We start from the raw sequence: 21,072 nt of genomic DNA, 5'->3' as shown, positions 1-21,072 counted from the left end.
CACGTCATGCGCCACGCGCAGAACCTGGAGACGGTCAACACCTATGAGGGCACGCACGACGTGCACGCCCTCATCCTCGGCCGCGCCCAGACCGGCATCCAGGCGTTCTTCTAAGGCATTTTTTGCAGCCTGGCGGAAATGTCTGGCGTCGCATAAATGCGGCTAAAACAATGAGATGGAGCGGTGCTCGTCCGTCAGGATGATCTCCGCTCCACGCAAAGTTGCCGGCGGCGTGTCCGCGCCGCCGGCCTCATTCCAATCATGACAGGAGAGCGCGCGACATGAACGGCGCCGATATGCTTTGCGACGTATTGCTGGTCAATGGCGTCGATGTCTGCTTCGCCAATCCCGGCACCTCGGAAATGCACTTCGTGGCGGCGCTCGACCGCAAGCCGCAGATGCGTTGCGTACTGGGCCTTTCGGAAGGCGTGGTGACGGGCGCCGCCGATGGCTATGCGCGCATGGCCGACAAGCCGGCCGCCACGCTGCTGCACACCGGCCCCGGCCTCGCCAATGGCCTTGCCAATCTGCACAATGCGCGTCGCGCGCGCACACCCATGGTCAATGTCGTCGGCGACCATGCCAGCTATCACCTGCAATATGACGCGCCGCTGACCAGCGACATTGAAGGTCTCGCGCGGCCGATGTCGCATTGGGTCGGCCGTATCTCCGGCCCGGCCGATGTGCGCGCCAGGACGGAGGAAGCCTACACCGAATCGCTGATGCGGCGCGGCGTTTCCACCATGATCCTGCCGGCCGACGCGGCGTGGGGCGAGGTTGCGCCCGAGACGCTTTCGCCGGTCACGCTTCCCGCGCGGCCGTCGATTTGCGCCAATGCGCTGTCGGCTGCCGCCAAGGCGCTGCGCGGCGGCAAGCGCGCCGTCATCATCCTTGCCGGGCGGGCGCTGCGCGCCAACGCGCTGGAAACGGTGGGGCGCATCTCGGCTGCCACGGGTGCTGCGCTGTTCTCGCAGACTTCCGACCGCACCGAGCGCGGGGCAGGACGGGTCGCGGCGCGGCCGGTGCCCTATAATGTCGATCAGGCGGTCGCCACCTTGCGCGAATTCGAAGTGGCGATCTGTGTCGGCGGCAAGCAGCCGGTCGGCTTCTTCGCCTATCCCGGCAAGCCGAGCACCATGCTCCAGCCCGGCTGCGAGATCATCGAGCTGGCTGGCCACGAGAACGATCTGGCCGAGGCGCTGGGCGCGCTGGCCGAGGAAATCGGCGTGCGCAAGGACGCGCCCTTTGTGCCCAACCGTTTCACGCAGCGCGAGATCGTGGCGCCCACCGGCGACCTGAACGCTGACAGCATCTCGATTGCGGTTGCCCGCGCCCTGCCGGAAAACGCGATCATCTGCGAGGAATCCATCACCTCGGGCGGCAGGTTGACTGCCCTTGCGCCGGGTCTCACCCCGCACGACCACATCCCGCTCACCGGCGGCGCCATCGGCGAGGGCATTCCGCTGGCGGTTGGCGCGGGCGTCGCCTGTCCGGACCGCAAGATCATCGCCCTGCAGGCCGACGGCAGCGGCATGTATACGGTGCAGGGCCTGTGGACGCAGGCGCGCGAAAACCTCGATGTGGTGACGGTCGTCTTCGCCAATCGCGCCTATGCAATTCTCCAGGGCGAGATGCGCAATGTCGGCGTCAACGATTTCGGCCGCAACGCGCGCCGCATGCTCGACCTCGATGCGCCGGACCTCGACTGGTGCTCGCTGGCGCGCGGCATGGGCGTGGAGGCGGCCCGCGCCGAGACGATCGAGCAGTTCACCGACCTGTTCGACGCGGCCGTGTCGCGCAAGGGGCCGTTCCTGATCGAAGCCCGTATGTGACCGGTCCGGGCTTCATCCCCGAGCTTTTGTTCCGGTGCGCTTGCCATCGGCGCGCCGGTTAAGTTTTGCGCGGCTGTTGAAGCAGTGCGAATTTGCAGGGAAGGCAGGCGAATGACCATCACCATGTACGGGATCAAGAATTGCGACACGGTGAAGAAGGCGCGGACCTGGCTGGAAGGCCACGGCATCGCCTATGATTTCCACGACTATAAGACGGCCGGCCTCGATCGCAAGCGCCTTGAGGGCTGGACCGGCGAACTCGGTTGGGAAACGCTGCTCAACCGCGCCGGCACCACGTTCCGCAAGCTGCCGGACGCCGAGAAGCAGGACCTCGACGAAGGCAAGGCGATAGACCTTATGCTGGCGCAGCCCTCGATGGTGAAGCGCCCGGTGCTCGATCTTGGCGACAAGCGCCTCGTCGGTTTCAAGCCGGAGCTTTACGGGCAGGCGCTGGCCGGGCGCTGACGGTTCTACCGATCCTTCAAATGAAAAGGGCGACCGAAGCCGCCCTTATGTTTTCGAAGCCAGGAGATGGGCTCAGGCCCATTCGCCCTTGCGCATCACCGGCTCGGAATTGCCGTCCTTGTCGAGACCGTCAATGTCGATCTCGCCCGAGCCGATCATCCAGTCGATGTGGATCAGGCTGGAATTGCCGCCGCGCGCGGCCACTTCCTCCGGCGTGAGCTTGCTGTCGGTGAAGCAGGTCGCATAGCACTGGCCGAGCGCGATGTGGCAGGCGGCGTTCTCGTCGAACAGCGTGTTGTAGAACAACAGCCCGCTCTGCGAGATCGGCGAGGAATGCGGCACCAGCGCCACTTCGCCGAGGCGGCGCGCGCCTTCGTCGGTATCCAGCACCTTGTTGAGCACATCGGCGCCGCGCGCGGCATTGGCCTCCACGATACGCCCGCCTTCGAAGCGCACCGAAATCTCGTCGATCAGCGTGCCCTGATAGGAGAGCGGCTTGGTGCTGCGCACATAGCCCTCGACGCGGCGTGCATGCGGCGTGGTGAACACTTCCTCGGTCGGGATGTTCGGATTGCAGACGATGCCGTTCTTGGCTTCCTCCGCGCCGCCGTTCCACTTGTGGCCGTCCGCGAGGCCGACCGTCAGGTCGGTGCCGGGACCACGGAAGCGCAATGCGTGGAAAGCCTTGCCGTTGAGCCACGCGGTGCGGCGGGAAAGTGCCGCATTGTGCTCCTTCCACGCCGCGACCGGATCGTCGCGGTCCACGCGCGAGGCGGCGAAGATCGCGTCGGCGAGCTTGGCCACGGCCACGTCTTCCGGCTCGTTGGGGAACACGAGCTTCGCCCATGCCGGCGTCGGATAGGCGATCAGGTTCCAGTTGATGTCGAAGCCGGTGATCTTCTCCAACGCCGGGCGATAGGCGGTCGAGGTGGCGCGGTTGGCGCGCGAGACCTTGGCCGGGTCCTCGTTGGCCAGCAGCATGGGGTTGTCGCCGCGCACGGCCAGACGTGCGGCATTTCCGGCATAGGCCTTGGCCATGCCCTCATAGAGCCAGCCTTCGGCGCGGTCGAAGCTGAGATCCGGTGCGTGGCGGTAGCGAGAAAGCGTAAGTTCGTCGTCGGAAAAGATCGGCGTGACCAGGCCGGCACCCGCCTTGTAGGCGTGCTCGACGATGCGCCGCACGATGGGCAGCGCCACGATCGGCGCCGTCATCACCAGATCCTGCCCCTGTTGCAGGTTGAGGCCGACCTTGACCACCACTTCGGCCAGCCGTTCGAGCTTGACGGGGTCGATCGCGGCGGTTGCGCTCGTGTGGGAGGTCATGATGCAGGTGCTCCTAAGTGATTGTCCGGGGATTCATAACCCTGAATGTGGCGAATGGATACCGCCCACGCGTTTCGCCAGCTTCATATTGGCCATCGTTTCCCGAACTTCCGAACCGACCCATTCGCGGAAGCATTCCACCTTGCGGGTCACGCGCTGTCCTGCGGGCGTCACCAGATAGTGGCCGAGCCCGGTTGGGGCCATGACGCCGAAGGGCGCGACGAGCCGTCCGTCGGCAAGCGCGTCCGCGGCCAGGAATTGCCAGGCCAGCATGAAGCCCTGACCGGCGATCACCGATTCGAGACACAGGATCGGATCGGTGAAGCTGGCGCCCCGCTTCGGCTTCACCGGTGCCGCGTTAGCAGCGGCAAACCAGTCTTCCCACGAAATCATGCTGTTTTCGTCGCGGATTTCCCAGGCATCGGCAAGGTCGCCGATCGACTTCAGCTCCGGCGCGAGGTGAGGCGAGCAGACCGGAAAGATTTCCATCGGCAGCAGCAATTCCGACCTTGCCCCGGACCATTCTCCCTTGCCCAGCCGGATCGCGACGTCGACATCGGAACGGCCGAGATCGACAAGCTGGGTCGATGCGTCGATGCGGATCAGGATTTCCGGATACAGCGCGAAGAACCGGGTGAGGCGCGGCACCAGCCACCGTGAAGCCAACGCCGGCGCGACCGAAACAATCAGTGTGTTGGCGGAACGGTCGTCGGCCATGGCGACGGCCTGGGCGAGTTCCCGAAAACCCACGCCCAGGCGCGCGGCGAAATCGCTTCCGAATTCGGTGGGGACGAGCCCGCCTGGCCGGCGCTCGAACAAAGTTCGGCCGATCTGTTTCTCGGTCCTGCCGATTTGCTGGCTGATCGCGCTCGGTGAAACGCCGAGTTCGTCGGCGGCCTTCGCGAGCGAGCCGCAACGCGCGACGGCTTCGACCGCGCGCAAGCCATTGAGGTGAACGGAATTCAGGCCAGGCATTTAGCTTTTCTAAAATCGAACTTCGCAAATGTCGATTGCCCGCATGGGCGATGATCATATGATTTCAGTCATTGCCAGTCAGGGCAAGGAGCAGGGTGATGAAGATTATCTCATTCATCGGTATGCTTTTGCGTGCCCACTCAAGAGAGCCGGTTCCGGAAGAGAAGCTGCGCTGGATGTGTGATCCGCTTTCGCACCCGGCGCTAGAAGCGATGTCAGAGCGGGAGCTCGCCGATCTGCCACTGCGTGGCCGCTACCGCGGCGCGCGTGACTGTGAAGGGAACTGCTGACAGCTGCGGCTCCGTCCGGAGCGTCGCTTTCAGATGACGAAGCCGAATGCGTGACCGAGCACCACCGCCATGGCGACGACGGTGGCCAGTCCGCTGAGCCCGAAGCCGGCTTCGCGCTGCCAGGGTGCGCCCTTTTCCTCGATGAAATGCCAGGCATGCAGCACGCGCCCGATGGTGAAGGCGATGCCCAGAAGATGCAGCGCCAGCACAGGCGTGCCGAGCAACGCCGCGATGAGCAGCAGCAGCAGCGTCATCGGCATGTTCTCGATCGCATTGGCATGGCCGCGCATGACGCGCTCCAGATGCGCCACGCCGCCGGTGCCGACCCAGACCTTGTAGCGGCGGCGCAGGCGGCTTGTTGCCACGATCAGCCAGAACAGGATGACTGTGTTCAGCACGGTATAGAGGCCCACGGCGGCCACTGCGGTGTGGTTCATATCTCAGGCTCCGACATCCGTGCCAGATGTGTAGGCAACGCATCCGCAAAGGTAAACGGACGTGACGCCGCACCGTCTTCACGTCAAAATCGCCACAATTTGTCCGTTCGTGGATTGATCGCGACAGGGAGAAAGACATTTTCTTTCCTGCCGAACTGTGACTTCATGCCGGCAACCGCAACTGCGCCACCGGCGCATCACAAGGACATTTCCCGCGTGTTCGTATCGTTTTTCCCGAAGCCGAAGTTGTTCTTCACCTCGGCGGCTGTATGGGCTGCATTTGCCATGGTGATCTGGTACCTAGGAGGTGCCGAAGCCGGGGCAATCTTCGGCCTGCCGCCGGCTGCGGCCGATGCGCCGCCCATCATCGGTATCGCCGCGTTCTGGTCGCCGCCCTTCTTGTGGTTTTATGTCTACTACGCCATCGCGGTGGCGATCTTTTACGCCTTCTGGACCTTCTACGAACCGAATCCGTGGCAGAACTGGTCGATCCTCGGCTCGGCGCTGATCTTTTTCGTCACCTACTTCCAGGTCCAGGTGAACGTCGCCGTCAACAACTGGTACGGGCCGTTCTGGGACATGGTGCAGGGGGCAATGGCCAAGACCGCGCCGATCACGCTCGAGCAGTACTATACGGGTTTCGCCACCTTTGCCGGCCTGGCCTTCGTGGGCGTCTTCGTCAGCGTGCTCACGGCCTTCTTCGTCAGCCACTATATCTTCCGCTGGCGCATGGCGATGAACGCCTATTACGTCTCGCACTGGCCGAAGCTGCGCCACATCGAAGGCGCCTCCCAGCGTGTGCAGGAAGACACGATGCGCTTTTCCACCATCATGGAGGGGCTGGGCGTGAACTTCATCGATTCGATCATGACGCTCATCGCCTTCCTGCCGGTTCTGCTGCGCTTGTCGATCAACATCACCGAACTGCCGCTGGTCGGCCATGTTCCCAACGCGCTGGTGTGGGCGGCGCTGTTCTGGTCGATCTTCGGCACCGCCAGCATCGCGCTGGCTGGCTTCATGCTTCCGGGCCTGCAGTTCCGCAACCAGCGCGTCGAGGCGGCCTATCGCAAGGAACTGGTCTTCGGCGAGGATCACGACGACAGGGCCCAGCCGGCGACACTGCGCGAACTGTTCGAGAACGTGCGCAAGAACTACTTCCGCATGTATTTCCACTACGTCTATTTCAACGTCGTGCGATACACATACGGTCAGGCGAACGGCATCTTTTCCTTCTTCATCATGGGACCGTCCATCGTGGCCGGAAAGATCACGCTGGGTCTGATGAACCAGGTCGCGTTCGCTTTCTCGCAGGTCACTTCGTCGTTCCAGTATCTCGTCAATTCCTGGTCGACGATCGTGGAACTGCTCTCGGTCTACAAGCGCCTGCGCGCTTTCGAGGCTGCGATCCAGGGCGAATCCCTCTCGGGCATCGACCAGCGCTATGTTGAAGGGCAGGTTGCGTCGACCGATCGCTATTGAGAATGTGAAATGTCGGCGGCTCAGCCGCCGACATTGCCGGCCCTGGTCGCGTCGTGCCGGTCGGCCAGATAGTCGGCATAGCTGACGCATTTGACGTCCGCCTTCACGCAGACCTCGCCGGCGAAGCGTTCCAGCGCGCGCCAGTAGGCGCCGCCATTCATCAGCGTGAAATGGAAACCCAGTTCGAACGGAATGCGCTGCCCGTTATATTCGCGCTCGAACGCGGCGTGGAAGGCATCGTAGGCGCGGTTCTCGAAAGCCGCACCTTCGTCCTTGCGCTCGATGCCGCCGGAATGCCGCACGAACAGATTGTAGTCCATGGCGATCACCGGCCGGCCTTTCGGCCCTTCGGGGATTTGCGGCAGGGAAAAGCGCATGATGCCGTCCACCGGGCGCGGTTCGGCAGGTCCGCGCGAGACGCCGCTGGCGTCATAGGCGAATTTGTCTTCGGCCAGCGCGCTGTAGAGCGCCTTGCTGTCTGAAAGATACGGCACACGGAAACCCTTGATTTCCGTTTCGGCAAACCGCTTCCAGCCTTCCGGCTCGCCCTCGATGCCGTTGATCTCATAGGCGTCGCGCAGGATGCGGTTGAACGAGGCGAATTCGCTCAGCCAGTCCGCCTTGCTCCAGGCCTTGCCATCGAAATGGCCGCAGGCATGGCTGGCGATGTCATGTCCTTCCGCGCGGGCCAGCCAGATTTGCGAAAGCCGCTGGCGCACCTCGTCTTTCGACTGGGCAAAGCCGACATTGGAGCGGCCGGCCGACCTTCCCGGTGCCTTGTATTCGGTGCGCTTGTCACGGCTGAGCAGGAACACGCAGGACAGGAAATAGGTGAAGCGTGCGCCGGTGCGGGCGGCCAGGTTGCGGCTGCGCTGCCATTGCGCCAGTTCATGTGCGCCGTCGAAGGAGATGATCACATATTGCGGCCGCTGCGGCGGATTGGCGGCGGCGAAGGCGGGCAGGGCGAGCGACAGGGAAACGCAGGCAAGCGTAAGGGTGCGAAAAATGGCGGGCATCAGTATACTTCTGGCTTGGAATGAAACCGGCAGCCATAGGGTGCAAATGTGGCGCGGTTGCGGGCCGGTATGGTAAGCGGCGCGTTAACATGCCATGCAGGACGGTGTTCGGCACAAAGGGGCGATTTTCCGCCGCGCCCCCTTCCATGCCGGCGAAATATCGCTAAAACGGCGGCTCACAACAGCCCGAGACGGGCAAACATGGTTTGATCGAATGTCGGACGACAGTTTCATCCGCGAAGTCAATGAAGAGATCCGCCAGGAGCGGGCGCGCCTCATATGGGAGCGTTTCGGCCCGATCGCGATCGTGGCTGCGGTTCTGCTCGTGCTCGGCACGGCTGCCTTCGTAGGCTATGAATATTGGAGCGAGAAGCAGGCGAGCCGCTCGGGCGACGCTTTCCTGCAGGCGCTGACGCTGGCCAATTCCGGCAAGCAGGACGAGGCGATCGCCGCGCTGAAGGAACTGGAGGCCGATGGCCACGGTGCCTATCCGACGCTGGCGCGCATGCGCGCCGCCACGGTCCTGTCCGACAAGGGCGATTTCGACGGCGCCGTGAAGGCATTTGACGAGGTTGCCGCCGACACCTCCATTCCCGCCGTGCTGCGCGACATGGCGCGCCTGCGCGCGGCCTACATCCTTGTCGATCACGGCTCCTACGCCGATGTCGCCAAACGCGCCGAGGATCTTACGGCCGACGCCAATCCGCTGCGCAGTTCCGCGCGCGAGGTTCTTGGCCTTTCGGCATGGAAGGAGGGCAAGGCCGACGACGCGCTGAAACTCTTCGAGCAGATTTCGTCCGACGATGGCGCTCCGCGCAACGCGCGTCAGCGCGCTTCCCTCATGTCCGAGCTGATCCGCGGTTCGGGCGCGGCGTCTTGATGGCACGCAATGAGCTTCAAGGTTGCCATCATAGGCCGGCCTAACGTCGGCAAATCAACGCTTTTCAACCGGCTTGTCGGCAAGAAGCTGGCGCTGGTCGACGATACGCCCGGCGTCACGCGTGATCGCCGCGTCCATTCCGCCAAGCTCTATGACATCAATTTCGACGTCATCGACACGGCCGGCTTCGAGACGGCCGCCGCCGAGACCCTGCAGGGCCGGATGCGCGCGCAGACCGAGATCGCTATTCACGAAGCCGATCTCATCTTCTTCATGGTCGATGCCAAGAGCGGCCTGATGCCCGACGACAAGGCCTTTGCCGACGTCGTGCGCCGTTCGGGCAAGCCCGTGGTGCTCGTTGCCAACAAGGCCGAGGCGCGCGGGGCACAGGCCGGCATGCTGGAAGCCTGGGAAGTGGGCCTTGGCGAGCCGATCCCGATCTCCGCCGAGCATGGGCAGGGCATGCCCGACCTGCGTGACGCGGTGATCGAGGCGCTCGGCGAGGAACGCGTGTTCGGCGAAGAAGACGAGGACGACGATGCGGCAATCGCCGAAGTTCTGGTCGGCGAGGACATCACCGATCCCGACGCCGAACCCGTCTATGACGAGACCAAGCCGATGCGCATCGCCGTCGTCGGCCGGCCGAACGCCGGCAAGTCGACGATGATCAATGCGCTGATCGACGAGGAGCGGCTGCTGACGGGGCCGGAAGCCGGCATCACCCGCGATTCGATTTCAGTGGATTGGGAATGGCGCGGGCGCCAGATCCGGCTGTTCGACACGGCTGGCATGCGCCGCAAGGCCAAGGTGCAGGAAAAGCTCGAAAAGCTGTCGGTGGCCGATGGCCTGCGCGCGATTCGCTTTGCCGAAATCGTCATCGTTGTCTTCGACGCTACCATTCCCTTCGAGAAGCAGGACCTGCAGATCGCCGATCTCATCATCCGCGAGGGGCGGGGGCTGGTCCTTGCCTTCAACAAGTGGGACCTGATCGAGAATCCGCAGGAAACGCTGGCGGAACTGCGCGAGAAGACCGCGCGGCTGCTGCCGCAAGTGCGCGGCCTGCTGGCGGTGCCTGTCTCGGCTGAAACGGGCCGGGGTCTCGACAAGCTCATGGATGCGGTGCTGAAAACGCATCAGGTGTGGAACAGGCGCGTTTCCACCGGCCGGCTCAATCGCTGGCTGGAAGGCATTGTTGCGCATCATCCGCCGCCCGCCGTGGCTGGCCGTCGCCTCAAGATCAAATACATCACCCAGGCCAAGACCCGGCCGCCCGGTTTCGTGCTGTCGTGCACGCGTCCGGAAGCCATGCCGCAGTCCTATATCCGCTATCTGGTCAACAGCCTGCGCGATGCCTTCGACATGCCCGGCGTGCCGATCCGCATGGTGATGCGCGCGCCCGATAATCCGTTCGCGGGTCGCGCCAACAAGCGCAGTTAGCGTGTTTTAATTGATCGGCTGCCACTCGCCCGAAGCCGGCGGCCGATCTCGTCTTTCCCGCGTGCCCGATCTGCTTTGATATGCCTGCCCCCGGTGCGGGCATTCGTTTCTCTCGGCCCTTGTTCGCGCAAGCCGTGCAGCTTGCGACAATTCGGTCGGTGCCACGCTCGCGGTGCCTCCGGTCCGTTAACGCTCCATCAAGGTTAATGCTTCATTTTCCTTCTCCAGAGGGTTCCTGTTGCGTTCTGGAGAGTTTCTGTGCATCGACGCCTATCGACGCTGCAACTGGCCGTTGCCAGCCTGAAAAAGCGTGCGTTTGTTCCGCCTCTGGTTATCGGCCTCGGTATCTGGATCGGCTTTCCCACCGTGACGGCCTACCAGGATATGCGAAGCCTGATTTCCGGCGTGGAGATGGGTGGCGCGCGCTGGAACAGCTTTGTCGAAAGCTCCGTTGCCGGTTCGGTGCATGCAGCCGAACTGCCCTTCGCCGATGGCGATACGATCACCGGCTCGATGTCGGGTTCGGGCGTCAGGACGCCGGGTATCGGCGCGGTGGCGTTTCGTGGCAAGCAGGCCGCCGCTGATCTGACGCCCGACGAGGAGCGCATCAACCGCCGTGACAAGCAGGGCCGCATCGTCAACGTCACGCCGGTCGCTCCGCCCAAGGCATTCAGCGCGGGGTCCGTGCTTAAGCGCACCAGTTCGCTGACGCGTCCGGTCATGGATGGCGGATTGAAGATGACCTTCGCCAAGCCGGACATACAGGGCAAGGAAGTCCAGATCGCAACGGCATTCCATGCGACGGAGGAAAAGAAGGCGGCGCCGGGCGTGCCGACCATGCTGGCCTCGCTGATGAACGACAACGCGCCGGATATTCTGGCCACCGCCTACGCCCCATCCGAGCCTGACTACGCCAGGACCTCTCCTTTCGAGAGCCTGCTGCGGGACAAGGACCCGTCCAACGGCCGCTTCATTCCGCCCCTGGCCGATGGCGACCATCACTGGATGCGCAATCCGCTGCCGGCAAGCGTCTTCACCAAGAAGGAGCAGCAGTGCCTGGCGACGGCGATCTATTTCGAAGCGCAGGGCGAGAGCCCGAAAGGCCAGGCTGCCGTGGCGCAGGTGATCCTCAACCGCGTGCGTAACCCGGCCTATCCGAACACGATCTGCCGCGTCGTCTACCAGAACGACAACTGGCGCAACCGCTGCCAGTTCTCCTTCGCCTGCGATGGCCGCAAGAAGGTCGTGACCAGCCGCAAGCACTACAAGATCGCCGAGGAGATCGCCCTGGCCGTCACCGCCGGCAAGATCTTCCTTCCCGAGGTGGCGTCCTCCACCCATTATTATGCGGCTTATGTGAATCCGGGCTGGGCCCGCACGATGGAGAAGATGAAGCGCATCGGTCTCCACATCTTCTACCGGACCTACGGCGGCGGCTGGAGCTGAGGGGCTCCGGGCCTGCCCCGGCAACCGCATCGGTGGCCCGGATTCTGCCCGGATTCGGGTGTAATGGGCCGCTTTCGATGGCGGGCAGGTTGTCGCACTTTCTCAATTTATTGATTTCATTAGGGAAAATACATCGGGAGAGCGCCCATTCCGCGGCTTGACGCAGATGGGCTCCCTAACTATGTTGCCCGCGACTTTGAAGCGGATGAACGATCCCGTTTTATCCAGGCATGGAGGTTGCGATGGCCAACGAAAGCGGGCCAGACGAAACCGGCAAAACCGGGCCTGGAAAGAGTGGTGAACGCGCGTTCCGCGACGATGACCTCGAGCGCCGTCGGCGCCAGCTTGCCGAAACTCTTGCGGCGAGGCGGCAAGGCGAAGGCGAGGGGGAACGCGGCGCAAAGTCAGGCGAGACGACCGGGTATGGTCAGGCCGTAAAGCTGTCGAGCGAGTTCATCGCGGGGGTGGCGGTCGGCGCTGGGCTGGGCTGGGCAATCGATCGTCTGGCGGGGACGTCGCCATGGGGCTTGATTGTCTTTCTGCTCCTTGGCTTCGGTGCCGGTGTTCTCAATGTGATGCGCTCGGCCGGTGTCGTAGCTCAAGTGGACCCGAAGGCGTCTGACAAGAACGCCGGGGACCGTGACAACTGAACAACAGTGCCTGCGGGTACGTCTTTTTTTGCCAAGGGGGCCGCGTGTCCAACGATCCGATCCATCAGTTTCATATCTCGAAGTTGATTCCGATCGAGATCGGCGGATACGACTTCTCCTTCACCAACTCGTCGGCCTTCATGGTGGCGACGGTGGTGGCGACCAGCGCCTTCCTATTCCTGACCACGTCGAGCCGCGGTCTGGTTCCGAGCCGGCTGCAGTCGATCTCGGAAATGTGCTACGAGTTCGTGGCATCCATGTTGCGGGACGCGGCGGGATCACAGGGGATGAAGTTCTTCCCCTTCGTGTTCTCGCTGTTCATGTTCGTTCTCGTGGCGAACATTCTCGGGCTTTTCCCCTATTTCTTCACCGTCACCAGCCACATCATCGTCACCTTCGCTCTCGCCATTCTGGTGATCGGGACCGTGCTGGTCTACGGCTTCATGAAGCACGGATTCGGCTTCCTCAAGCTGTTCGTCCCGCAGGGCGTGCCGGGCATTCTGGTGCCGCTGGTGGTGCTCATCGAAGTGATCTCCTTCATCTCGCGCCCGGTCAGTCTGTCCGTCCGTCTTTTCGCCAACATGCTGGCCGGACACATCACGCTGAAGGTGTTCGCGGGCTTCGTGGCTTCGCTCAGCGCGCTTGGCGCGGTCGGCATCGCCGGCTCGGTCCTGCCGCTGGCCATGACGGTTGCGATTACCGCTCTCGAGTTTCTGGTGGCCTTCCTGCAGGCCTACGTCTTTGCGGTGCTGACCTGCATGTACCTCAACGACGCACTGCATCCGGGACACTAGTACAAGTCGCCGGCGGGTCTCGCGCCCGCCAAGTGAAAGCATTGAACTGAATTTCGATCCACAAGGAGTTGGACATGGAAGTTGAAGCAGCAAAGGCAATCGGTGCGGGCATCGCCTGCCTCGGCATGGGTGGTGCGGGCATCGGCCTGGGCACGATTTTCGGTAACTACCTCTCGGGCGCCCTGCGCAACCCGTCGGCTGCCGATGGCCAGTTCGGCCGCCTGATTTTCGGCTTCGCCGTTACCGAAGCTCTGGGCATCTTCTCGCTGCTCGTCGCTCTGCTCCTGCTCTTCACGTAAGAATTGCCGGAATGAGCGATTTCTCCGGCCGCGCTGTTGCGGCCGGATAGAGTGAACAGGGGAAGCAGATGTTCGTGACACCGGCATTCGCGCAGGAGGGATCTCCGGCGTTGGATGAAACCCATTCGTTGGAACATGCGGAGACCGGTGGTCAGTTTCCACCGTTCGATCCTTCGCATTTTCCGTCACAGATTCTGTGGCTCGCGATTACGTTCGGCCTGTTCTACATCTTTCTGAAGAAGGTGGTTCTGCCGCGCGTCGGCGGTATCCTGGAGGTCCGTCGCGATCGCATCGCGCAGGATCTGGACCAGGCCGCTCTCATGAAGAGCGAGGCGGACGCTGCCGTTGCTGCCTATGAGCAGGAACTCGCCGAGGCCAAGAGCAAGGCCAACGCGATCGGCCAGCAGGCCCGCGATGGTGCCAAGGCCGATGCCGATGCCAAGCGCAAGGGCGTCGAGGCCGGGCTTGAACAGAAGCTCGCCGAGGCCGAGTCCCGCATCGCTGCCATCAAGACGGCTGCGATGAAGGAAGTTGGCACAATCGCTGAAGACACGACCGCTGCGATCGTTCAGGAACTGATCGGTGGCAAGGCCGACAAGGCTTCCGTGGCAGCAGCCGTCAAGGCAGCGCGGGAGTAGGAGCAGACCATGATGGATGCTACTTTCTGGGCTACCGTCGCCCTCGTCATTTTCCTCGCCGTCGTCATCTACATGAAGGTGCCGGGGATGCTCTCCAAGTCGCTCGACACGCGTGCGGATCGCATTCGCAGCGAGCTGGAGGATGCCCGCCGTCTTCGTGAAGAGGCCCAGCAGCTGCTGGCCGAATTCCAGCGTAAGCGCAAGGAAGCCGAGAAGGAGGCCGCCGACATCGTCGAGGCCGCCAGGCACGAGGCCGAACTGCTTGTCGCCGAAGCCGAGAAGAAGACCGAGGAATATGTGGCGCGCCGCGCCGCTCTCGCCGAGCAGAAGATCAGCCAGGCCGAGCGTGATGCGATCAGCGAGGTTCGTGCCAGCGCCGTCGATCTGGCGGTGGAGGCAGCACGCTCGCTGCTGGCAGCCAAGGTCGATGCCAAGGCTGGAGCCGATCTCTTCAAGGCTTCGCTTCAGGAAGTGAAGTCCAAGCTCAACTGAGCGGAATCGTTTTTACAGTTTCAGAAAGCCGCCGGCAAAACCGGCGGCTTTTTTCATGGGCGCTTTTCAACAGCACATCGCGCAAAGCCGATGGATGCGGTCTGGTGGGCATGGGCCTGCGAGCGGGAGATGAGCGACGCCACCGACACGGGGAAGTACGCGTTTCATCCCGGCAAAAGGAGCGGGCTTTGCCGACAAGGCGTACGGCCTGATACCAACTACGGCAGACAAGGGAGAAGGGTGCGGTCAACGGGGGCATATCCGTCGACCGCAAACGCAGAAGCGCGGCGGCACCTAAATTCCTCAGAGGAACTGTTCTTTCTCGGCGACTGCTGCTGCGTCCTCGGCGCCGTTTCTGAATGGCGCGAAGGAAATACGGTGCCAGCGGGCGACGGCGCCATGCGCGGTGATCGCGGCGCGGTGGCGGGCTGTCGCATAGCCCATATGGACCTCGAAACCGTAGCGGGCGTCGGTTCGGCCGCAGCCGGTCATCATCCGGTCGCGCACGACTTTGGCGACGATCGAAGCGGCTGCGATGGATTGCGAGCGCTGGTCGCCTTTCACGAGAGCTTCGCCGGGGCAGGGCAGGCCGGGAGGCACGTCGCGCCCGTCGGCCAGCGCCAGCTTGGGTGCAAGCGGCAGTCCGCAGAGCGCCCGGCGCATCGCTTCCAGGCTCGCCTTGCGGATGTCGCTGCGGTCGATACCCTCGGCACAGACCGAAGCCATCGCAATGCCGAGTGCGCTGCCGAGGATTTCATGAAACAACTCTTCGCGCTGCGGGTGGGTGAGACGCTTGGAATCGTCCAGACCGCTTGGGATGCGCGCCGGATCGAGCACGACGGCTGCCGCGACGACAGGGCCCGCGAGCGGTCCGCGCCCGGCTTCGTCCAGCCCCGCGACCGGCCATTGCCCGCGCGACATGGCCCGTGTCTCGAAAGAGAAATCGGGACGTTCGACGACTTCGAAGAGGGGCGGAGAATCGGGACGCTGGCGAGCCATGATGGCGGCTATGCTCGCATCAGGCCCGATCCTCCGCAAGTCCTTCCGGGCTCTATGGGGCGCAAGCCGGGAAGGGCACCGTCGGCAAACTTGGGGAAAGGCCTGACGGATTTGTTTGTCGGCACAGGCCAAGGCAGGCCGCGCGGCAACTTTCAAAGCAGGACAAGTTGTTCGTTGCGTTTCTCCGCCGCGACGAACAGGTCGGTCCGCAACGAGGCCTCGCGCAGGTTCAGGCCCAGCTTGCGCGCGGTGATCTCGAAACGGCGGCCGATCTGCCAGGCATAGGGGCCAGTGCCCTTCATGCGCTTGCCCCATTCCGAATCGTAGTCCTTGCCGTCGCGCATGGAGCGGATCAGCGACATGACATGGCGGTAGCGATCGGGATAATGCCTGAGCAGCCAGTCCTTGAAGATCGGGCTGACTTCGAGCGGCAGGCGCAGGATGACATAGCCGGCCTCGCCCGCGCCGGCAGCACGCGCCGAATCCAGAATACGCTCGATCTCCGAATCGGTCAGGCCGGGAATGATCGGCGCCACCATGACGCCCACCGGAATGCCGGCGTCGCTCAATTGCCGTATCGCCTCCAGCCGCCGCGTCGGCGTTGCGGCGCGCGGCTCCATGGTGCGCGCGATCATGCGATCCATCGTCGTCACCGACAGCGCCACCTTGGCAAGCCCCTGCTCGGCCATGCGCGACAGTATGTCGATGTCGCGCACGACAAGCGCCGATTTGGTGACGATGCCGACGGGGTGCTTGCGCGCCTCCAGCACTTCGAGGATTTCGCGCATGATGCGCCACTGCTTCTCGATCGGCTGGTAGGGGTCGGTGTTGGTGCCGATGGCGATGGTGCGCGGCTGGTAGCCGTCCCTGGACAGCTCCTTGTCGAGCAGCCTGGCCGCATCCGGCTTGGCGAACAGCCTGGATTCGAAATCGAGCCCCGGCGACATGCCCATGTAGCTGTGGGTGGGCCGGGCGAAGCAATAGACGCAGCCATGCTCGCAGCCGCGATAGGGATTGATCGAGCGGTCGAAGGAAATGTCGGGCGAGCTGTTGCGGGTGATGATGGTGCGCGGCTTTTCCGTCTGCACCTCGGTTTTGAAAGGCGGCAGTTCCTCGAGCGTGCTCCAGCCGTCGTCGAAGACATGGCGGGTGACCGGCTCGAAGCGTCCGCTTGGATTGATGCCCGCAGCCCGCCCGCGGCGGCGCTCGCCGTCGATCCGGACGCCGCTTTCGTCGATGATGGCATTGGCCATGGCGGAACCTCCGTTCCGGAAAGCCGCCGCATCCGCGCGTGCTATCGGTTCCATCTTGCGTGTCTCCGATTTGTTTGCTGCCGGCGACTCGCCGCCGGTGATGAAACTATTCCTATTTCATCAATGAGAACAAATCAAGAACTTTGGATTGCCATATGGCGTTTTTGCCGGGTTTGGGTTACGCCATCGCGATGCTTTCGGTGTTGATCGAGACCCGCAACAATGACGAGGCGCTGGCGCGCACATTGTCGTCGCTGGTGAGCGCGGCGGTTTCGGGCATGGTGCGCGAGGTCATCGTCTGCGACCGGGCGGTATCCAGGGAAACGCACGCGATAGCCGACCAGACTGGCTGCGTTTATCTGACCGATGGCGGCATCGGGGCCGGCGTGCGGCAGGCCAAGGCCGACTGGCTGCTTCTTCTGGAGCCCGGCGCGCGGCTGGTGGACGGCTGGTCGGAGGCCGTCGAGCACTATGTCGCGACGATGGCGATGCCAGCCCGGTTTACCCCTTCGCGCGCCGACAGACGTCCGTGGTTTGTCGGCATGTTCAGGTCCAGCAGGGCGCTGCGCGAGGGCTTGCTCATCCGCAAGGCGCAGGCGCTTCCCCTGTCGCGTCACGCGGCCGATGCCGAGGCGGTGGCGCGCGGTCTGGCAGGCCGGCGGCTTGCGGCCGAAATCCGCGTCGCCGACGCCGGTTGAGCAGGACTGAGGCTGCTTATGCCGACTTGCCCCCGCGCTTCAGGTGCTCGTCCAGTCGCGGCATGATCTCCACGAAGTTGCAGGGCATGTGGCGGTAGTCGAACTGCTGCTTGAGGATGCCGTCCCAGGCGTCCTTGCAGGCGCCGGGCGAACCGGGCAGCACGAAGACGAAGGTGGCGTTGACCACGCCGCCGGTGGCGCGCGACTGTACGGTGGACGTGCCGATCTTGTCGTAGGAGAGGCGGTGGAACACTTCCGAAAAACCGTCCATCCGCTTTTCGAAGATGGGTTCCAGCGCCTCGGGCGTCACGTCGCGGCCGGTGAAGCCGGTGCCCCCGGTGGTGATCACCACGTCGATGTTTTCGTCCCGCGACCAGTCCAGCACACGCGCGCTGATCTTGTCCTTGTCATCATGCACGATGTCGCGCGCGGCAAGCACGTGACCTGCTTCAACGATGCGGTCCGCGAGCGTCTGGCCGGATTTGTCGTCGGCAAGCGTGCGGCTGTCGGAGACCGTCAGTACCGCGATGCGAACCGGAATGAATGGGCGTGTCTCGTTGGCCATGTTGCTCACCTCATGCTTGTCGTGGCGGCGATGAACCAGTCCGGCTGGTCCTTGCGCAGCGTGGTGGCTGCGCGGGCGGCCGCTTCGTTGCTGTCGAACAGGCCGAAGCAGGTGGCGCCAGAGCCCGACATGCGGGCAAACGGGGTGCCGGCCTGTTTCAACCTGTCGAGCACGTCACCGATGACCGGTGCAAGCGCCCTGGCCGGGGCTTCCAGATCGTTGCGTGCGGTGCGCAGCCAGTTTGCCATGGCTTCAGCATCCATGCGCGCGGGCAGGGGCGGCAGTGGCGGGTTGTCACGGCGCTCAAGGGCACGAAACACGTCGGGCGTGGAAACGGCGACACCCGGATTGACCAGCACAAGCGGCAGCGGAGGAAGCGTGACGGCCTCCAGCACCTCGCCAATGCCACGCGCCACCAGCGACTTTGCCGCAAGGCACATGGGCACGTCCGCACCCAGCGTCAGTGCGAGCACGGCAAGATCGGCTTCGATGCGCCAGTGCCGCGCCAGCGCCCGCAGCGTCGCGGCGGCATCGCTGGAGCCGCCGCCGATGCCGGATGCGATCGGCAGGTTCTTTTCGAGCGAGATGGCGACGGGCGTCGCGGTATGGGGGGCAAGTGCCCGCAAGGCGTCGCGAGCGCGCATGACGAGATTGTCGCCATTCAGCGGCAGATGGGCCGCGAACGGGCCGGTGACGGAAAAGCTGTCTTCGGCCGCCGGGGCCACGCTCACGTTATCGCCGGATTCAGTGAAGACCGCGAGGCTTTCGAGCAAGTGATAGCCATCGGCGCGGCGGCCGGTGACATGGAGTGCGAGATTTATCTTCGCCGGCGCATGCTCGGCGGGCGCGGGGGCATGCACGACGTACCGGTCAGTCCTTGGCCAGCCGGTATTCGCCGGTCTTGGGGTCCTTCACCAGCGTGCCCATGCTGCGGTTTGCGGCCTCCCGCTCGGTGCGGCGGACTTTCGCTGTTACCCGTTCTGCCTCCTTCACAAAGGAGCGATAGCCCCAATAGGCGACGAGGACGACGAGTGCGAAGAAGATGAGCTGTGGCATTTTCCCTGTTCTCCCCAGGCTTACGGGGCCGGCATGCGCCGCCTTTCAGGGGCGGCTCCCATCATAATAGGCATGGGAATGGCGCTTTTCAAAGGCCAAAGCGTGCCCAGAGCGCGCGTTCTTCCGCCGCATCGACAAGCCCGCTTGCGGCGGCCGCTGCAATGTCGGGGGCCGAGAGGCTTGCGCGGGAGCCGAAGACGCCGAGCTTGCGTCCGAACAGCCCGCGCGGCTGGGTGATGAGGCGAAGCTGCGTCTTCTCGCCGAACCGCTCCTTCAGCACCGAGCGCATGTCGCCCAGCCTGTCGATCAGGCCGAGTTCGATCGCCCGCGTGCCGGACCAGAACAGGCCGGTGAAAAGATCGGGATCGTCCTTGAGTCGGGCGCCGCGACGCTCCTTGACCAGGTCGATGAAGGTCTGGTGGACGTCGAGTTGCAGTGCCTTCAGCCGCTCGATGTCGTCCTTCTTCTCCGGCCTGAAGGGGTCGAGCACGGACTTGTTCTGCCCGGCCGTGTAGACGCGACGCTCGACGCCGATCTTCTTCATCAGTTCGGGAAAGCCGAAGGACGCGGAAATCACGCCGATCGAACCGACGATGGAGGAGGGGTCGGCGATGATCTCGTCCCCGGCCACCGCGATCATGTAGCCGCCGGATGCGGCGACATCCTCCACGAACATCAGCACCTGCTTGTTCTTTTCGGCAGCGAGATCGCGAATGCGCTTGTAGATCAGCCGCGACTGGACGGGCGAGCCGCCCGGCGAATTGATGGAAAACGCCACGGCCGGCGCATCGGTAAAGGCAAAGGCTTTTTCGATCACGCCCGCGGTGGACGCAAGCGACAGGCTGGGCCGGAACTGGTTGCCGCCCGGCATGATAGTGCCGTGCAGCCGCACGACCGGAATGATCACCGCCTCCGAGCGCATGGATTTCGGCAGCAGGCGATTGAGCAGGCGTTTCACTTATGTCGGTCTCCGGTCAGGGTCGTTTCGCATGTAGGCATTTTCCCAGCGATGACAATGCCTTGCGCTTGCTCAGTCGGCGAAAAGCGATGCCTGGCCGTTGCTTATGGCATCGGCGCGTATGGACAACTCGTGGCCCTGATCATGGAGGATGAGCGGCGGGCAAAGCGCGAGCGCCCCACGTGCCCCTTTTCGGGCGCGCAGCACGATGCGGATGGCGGCGGCATCGGCGCGCGGATGGATCGGCATGATTTCGGCCGAGCCGAAACGTCCGCCAAGAGCTGCAAGGATCTGCGGCAGCGATTGCGGCCGCGCGATCAGCGCCAGCCCGCCACGTGGACGCACGATAGCTGCCGCGCTGCGCAGCCAGCTTTCGAACAGCCCGTTCTCCATCACATGCGCCCGGCGTCGCAACTCGTCCGGCGTGGCGCGGTCGCGGGCCATGTTGAAAGGTGGGTTCATGATGACGAAATCGCAGGAATTGTCGGCAAGCCCGGCCCCGGCGCGTACCTTGCCGGTCTGCGTCACGTCCGCCTCCACCAGCGAAACGCGGGGTGCAACGTGGGCATTGCCTTCATGCGCCAGTGTTTGCCGTGCAAAGCCGGTCATCTCGGGCGACAGTTCCACCAGCGTGACGGTGGCCTCCCGGCAGCGTGCTGCAACGGCCAGTCCGGCCGCGCCTGCGCCCGCGCCGAAATCGACGGCATGGCCGCGAAAGCCGGAAGGCACGGCCGCCGCCAGCATCAGCGCGTCCATGCCGGCGCGATGGCCTGCATCGCGCGGCTGAACCAGCCAGAAACCGCCGCGGTGAAAAGCGTCCGTGGTGAAGGCAGGGCGCTCGCGCCCGGCATGGATCATGGCCGGTCCGGGTGACGGATTTCCTTGCCGAAGCCGGCTTCCGTCAGCACTTGCCGGGCGGTTTCGGCATCATCGTCGGTCACCATGATGCGGCGCGGCAGGACGCCGATGGAGCCGTCCAGGACGCTCATATTCTGGTCGGCCACAAAGAAGCCGATGCCCGCATCGCGCAGCAGCGATTCGATGAAGGAGATGATGACGGCGTCGTTGGTGCGCATGAGTTCGATCATGC

At 63.9% G+C, this 21,072-nt stretch carries 25 protein-coding genes; 13 read left to right on the top strand and 12 right to left on the bottom strand.

Annotated features, from left to right (window positions below):
• Positions 1-281 precede the first annotated feature (281 nt).
• Positions 282-1,832 (top strand): acetolactate synthase large subunit, encoded by a 1,551-nt coding sequence (locus C7441_RS06560; RefSeq protein ID WP_109612179.1) that lies wholly within the window; start codon positions 282-284, stop codon positions 1,830-1,832.
• Positions 1,833-1,943: 111 nt separating this feature from the next.
• A complete protein-coding gene (locus C7441_RS06555) occupies positions 1,944-2,297 on the top strand; it encodes an ArsC family reductase (RefSeq protein ID WP_109612178.1) in 354 nt (117 codons plus the stop codon).
• Between the two features lie 72 nt (positions 2,298-2,369).
• Here C7441_RS06555 and C7441_RS06550 read toward each other — a convergent pair whose 3' ends face one another.
• Both C7441_RS06550 and C7441_RS06545 read right to left on the bottom strand, forming a co-directional pair.
• The gene (locus C7441_RS06550) at positions 2,370-3,620 is read right to left on the bottom strand and encodes an aminopeptidase (protein WP_109612177.1); all 1,251 of its coding nucleotides are present in this window, start codon (positions 3,618-3,620) and stop codon (positions 2,370-2,372) included.
• Between the two features lie 33 nt (positions 3,621-3,653).
• Positions 3,654-4,595, bottom strand: a complete 942-nt coding sequence (locus C7441_RS06545; RefSeq protein WP_109612176.1) for a LysR substrate-binding domain-containing protein — start codon at positions 4,593-4,595, stop codon at positions 3,654-3,656.
• Between the two features lie 28 nt (positions 4,596-4,623).
• Here C7441_RS06545 and C7441_RS24220 point away from each other — a divergent pair, with 28 nt between their 5' ends.
• Positions 4,624-4,779 (top strand): hypothetical protein, encoded by a 156-nt coding sequence (locus tag C7441_RS24220; RefSeq protein WP_210205608.1) that lies wholly within the window; start codon positions 4,624-4,626, stop codon positions 4,777-4,779.
• Between the two features lie 135 nt (positions 4,780-4,914).
• Here C7441_RS24220 and C7441_RS06535 read toward each other — a convergent pair whose 3' ends face one another.
• Complete coding sequence (locus C7441_RS06535) at positions 4,915-5,322, bottom strand: MAPEG family protein (RefSeq protein ID WP_109612174.1); 408 nt, start codon at positions 5,320-5,322, stop codon at positions 4,915-4,917.
• Between the two features lie 216 nt (positions 5,323-5,538).
• On the opposite strand from C7441_RS06535, the gene sbmA reads away from it, so the two are divergent.
• Positions 5,539-6,801: a peptide antibiotic transporter SbmA gene (sbmA, locus tag C7441_RS06530; RefSeq protein WP_109612201.1), complete on the top strand. Its 1,263-nt coding sequence runs from the start codon at positions 5,539-5,541 to the stop codon at positions 6,799-6,801.
• Positions 6,802-6,821: 20 nt separating this feature from the next.
• On the opposite strand, the gene C7441_RS06525 is transcribed toward sbmA, so the two are convergent.
• Positions 6,822-7,817, bottom strand: coding sequence for a polysaccharide deacetylase family protein (locus tag C7441_RS06525; protein WP_109612173.1), 996 nt, complete (start codon positions 7,815-7,817; stop codon positions 6,822-6,824).
• Between the two features lie 214 nt (positions 7,818-8,031).
• Between C7441_RS06525 and C7441_RS06520 the strand changes: the two genes are divergently transcribed.
• The 8 genes from C7441_RS06520 (at position 8,032) to C7441_RS06485 (ending at position 14,453) form a co-directional block, all read left to right on the top strand.
• Positions 8,032-8,697, top strand: a complete 666-nt coding sequence (locus C7441_RS06520; protein WP_109612172.1) for a tetratricopeptide repeat protein — start codon at positions 8,032-8,034, stop codon at positions 8,695-8,697.
• A gap of 9 nt (positions 8,698-8,706) precedes the next feature.
• Positions 8,707-10,134 carry a ribosome biogenesis GTPase Der gene (der, locus tag C7441_RS06515; RefSeq protein ID WP_109612171.1) on the top strand — a complete coding sequence of 476 codons (1,428 nt, stop codon included), beginning with the start codon at positions 8,707-8,709 and terminating at the stop codon, positions 10,132-10,134.
• A 258-nt stretch (positions 10,135-10,392) separates the two neighbouring features.
• Positions 10,393-11,580: a cell wall hydrolase gene (locus C7441_RS06510; RefSeq protein ID WP_109612170.1), complete on the top strand. Its 1,188-nt coding sequence runs from the start codon at positions 10,393-10,395 to the stop codon at positions 11,578-11,580.
• Between the two features lie 242 nt (positions 11,581-11,822).
• The gene (locus C7441_RS06505) at positions 11,823-12,230 is read left to right on the top strand and encodes an AtpZ/AtpI family protein (RefSeq protein WP_109612200.1); all 408 of its coding nucleotides are present in this window, start codon (positions 11,823-11,825) and stop codon (positions 12,228-12,230) included.
• A gap of 44 nt (positions 12,231-12,274) precedes the next feature.
• Positions 12,275-13,024 carry a F0F1 ATP synthase subunit A gene (locus C7441_RS06500; protein WP_019169863.1) on the top strand — a complete coding sequence of 250 codons (750 nt, stop codon included), beginning with the start codon at positions 12,275-12,277 and terminating at the stop codon, positions 13,022-13,024.
• A 74-nt stretch (positions 13,025-13,098) separates the two neighbouring features.
• Positions 13,099-13,323 (top strand): F0F1 ATP synthase subunit C, encoded by a 225-nt coding sequence (locus tag C7441_RS06495; RefSeq protein ID WP_019169862.1) that lies wholly within the window; start codon positions 13,099-13,101, stop codon positions 13,321-13,323.
• Between the two features lie 68 nt (positions 13,324-13,391).
• Positions 13,392-13,961 (top strand): F0F1 ATP synthase subunit B, encoded by a 570-nt coding sequence (locus C7441_RS06490; protein ID WP_019169861.1) that lies wholly within the window; start codon positions 13,392-13,394, stop codon positions 13,959-13,961.
• A gap of 12 nt (positions 13,962-13,973) precedes the next feature.
• The gene (locus C7441_RS06485; protein WP_109612169.1) at positions 13,974-14,453 is read left to right on the top strand and encodes a F0F1 ATP synthase subunit B; all 480 of its coding nucleotides are present in this window, start codon (positions 13,974-13,976) and stop codon (positions 14,451-14,453) included.
• Positions 14,454-14,756: 303 nt separating this feature from the next.
• Here C7441_RS06485 and C7441_RS06480 read toward each other — a convergent pair whose 3' ends face one another.
• Positions 14,757-15,452, bottom strand: coding sequence for a ribonuclease HII (locus tag C7441_RS06480; protein WP_109612168.1), 696 nt, complete (start codon positions 15,450-15,452; stop codon positions 14,757-14,759).
• Positions 15,453-15,604: 152 nt separating this feature from the next.
• A complete protein-coding gene (locus C7441_RS06475; RefSeq protein ID WP_109612167.1) occupies positions 15,605-16,759 on the bottom strand; it encodes a PA0069 family radical SAM protein in 1,155 nt (384 codons plus the stop codon).
• 101 nt (positions 16,760-16,860) lie between these two features.
• Here C7441_RS06475 and C7441_RS06470 point away from each other — a divergent pair, with 101 nt between their 5' ends.
• Complete coding sequence (locus C7441_RS06470; protein ID WP_109612166.1) at positions 16,861-17,403, top strand: glycosyltransferase family 2 protein; 543 nt, start codon at positions 16,861-16,863, stop codon at positions 17,401-17,403.
• 16 nt (positions 17,404-17,419) lie between these two features.
• On the opposite strand, the gene moaB is transcribed toward C7441_RS06470, so the two are convergent.
• From moaB to C7441_RS06440, 6 genes are all read right to left on the bottom strand, one after another.
• Entirely contained in the window at positions 17,420-17,968 is a 549-nt protein-coding gene (gene moaB, locus C7441_RS06465) for a molybdenum cofactor biosynthesis protein B (RefSeq protein WP_019169856.1), read from the bottom strand.
• A gap of 5 nt (positions 17,969-17,973) precedes the next feature.
• Positions 17,974-18,828, bottom strand: a complete 855-nt coding sequence (locus C7441_RS06460; RefSeq protein WP_109612165.1) for a 4-(cytidine 5'-diphospho)-2-C-methyl-D-erythritol kinase — start codon at positions 18,826-18,828, stop codon at positions 17,974-17,976.
• Between the two features lie 10 nt (positions 18,829-18,838).
• Positions 18,839-19,024, bottom strand: a complete 186-nt coding sequence (locus tag C7441_RS06455; protein WP_019169854.1) for a membrane protein — start codon at positions 19,022-19,024, stop codon at positions 18,839-18,841.
• An 88-nt stretch (positions 19,025-19,112) separates the two neighbouring features.
• Positions 19,113-19,982: a S49 family peptidase gene (locus C7441_RS06450; protein WP_109612164.1), complete on the bottom strand. Its 870-nt coding sequence runs from the start codon at positions 19,980-19,982 to the stop codon at positions 19,113-19,115.
• Positions 19,983-20,054: 72 nt separating this feature from the next.
• A complete protein-coding gene (locus C7441_RS06445) occupies positions 20,055-20,840 on the bottom strand; it encodes a tRNA1(Val) (adenine(37)-N6)-methyltransferase (RefSeq protein ID WP_109612163.1) in 786 nt (261 codons plus the stop codon).
• Positions 20,837-21,070 carry a putative signal transducing protein gene (locus C7441_RS06440; protein WP_109612162.1) on the bottom strand — a complete coding sequence of 78 codons (234 nt, stop codon included), beginning with the start codon at positions 21,068-21,070 and terminating at the stop codon, positions 20,837-20,839. The genes C7441_RS06445 and C7441_RS06440 overlap by 4 nt, the downstream gene beginning before the upstream one ends.
• Positions 21,071-21,072: the final 2 nt, after the last annotated feature.

Origin of the sequence: Pseudaminobacter salicylatoxidans (assembly GCF_003148475.1) — a bacterium.
In the GTDB taxonomy this organism is placed as follows: Bacteria; Pseudomonadota; Alphaproteobacteria; order Rhizobiales; family Rhizobiaceae; genus Pseudaminobacter; species Pseudaminobacter salicylatoxidans.
The sequence above is the reverse complement of the archived record's forward strand: the minus strand, read 5'-3'. Positions and strand labels throughout refer to the sequence as shown.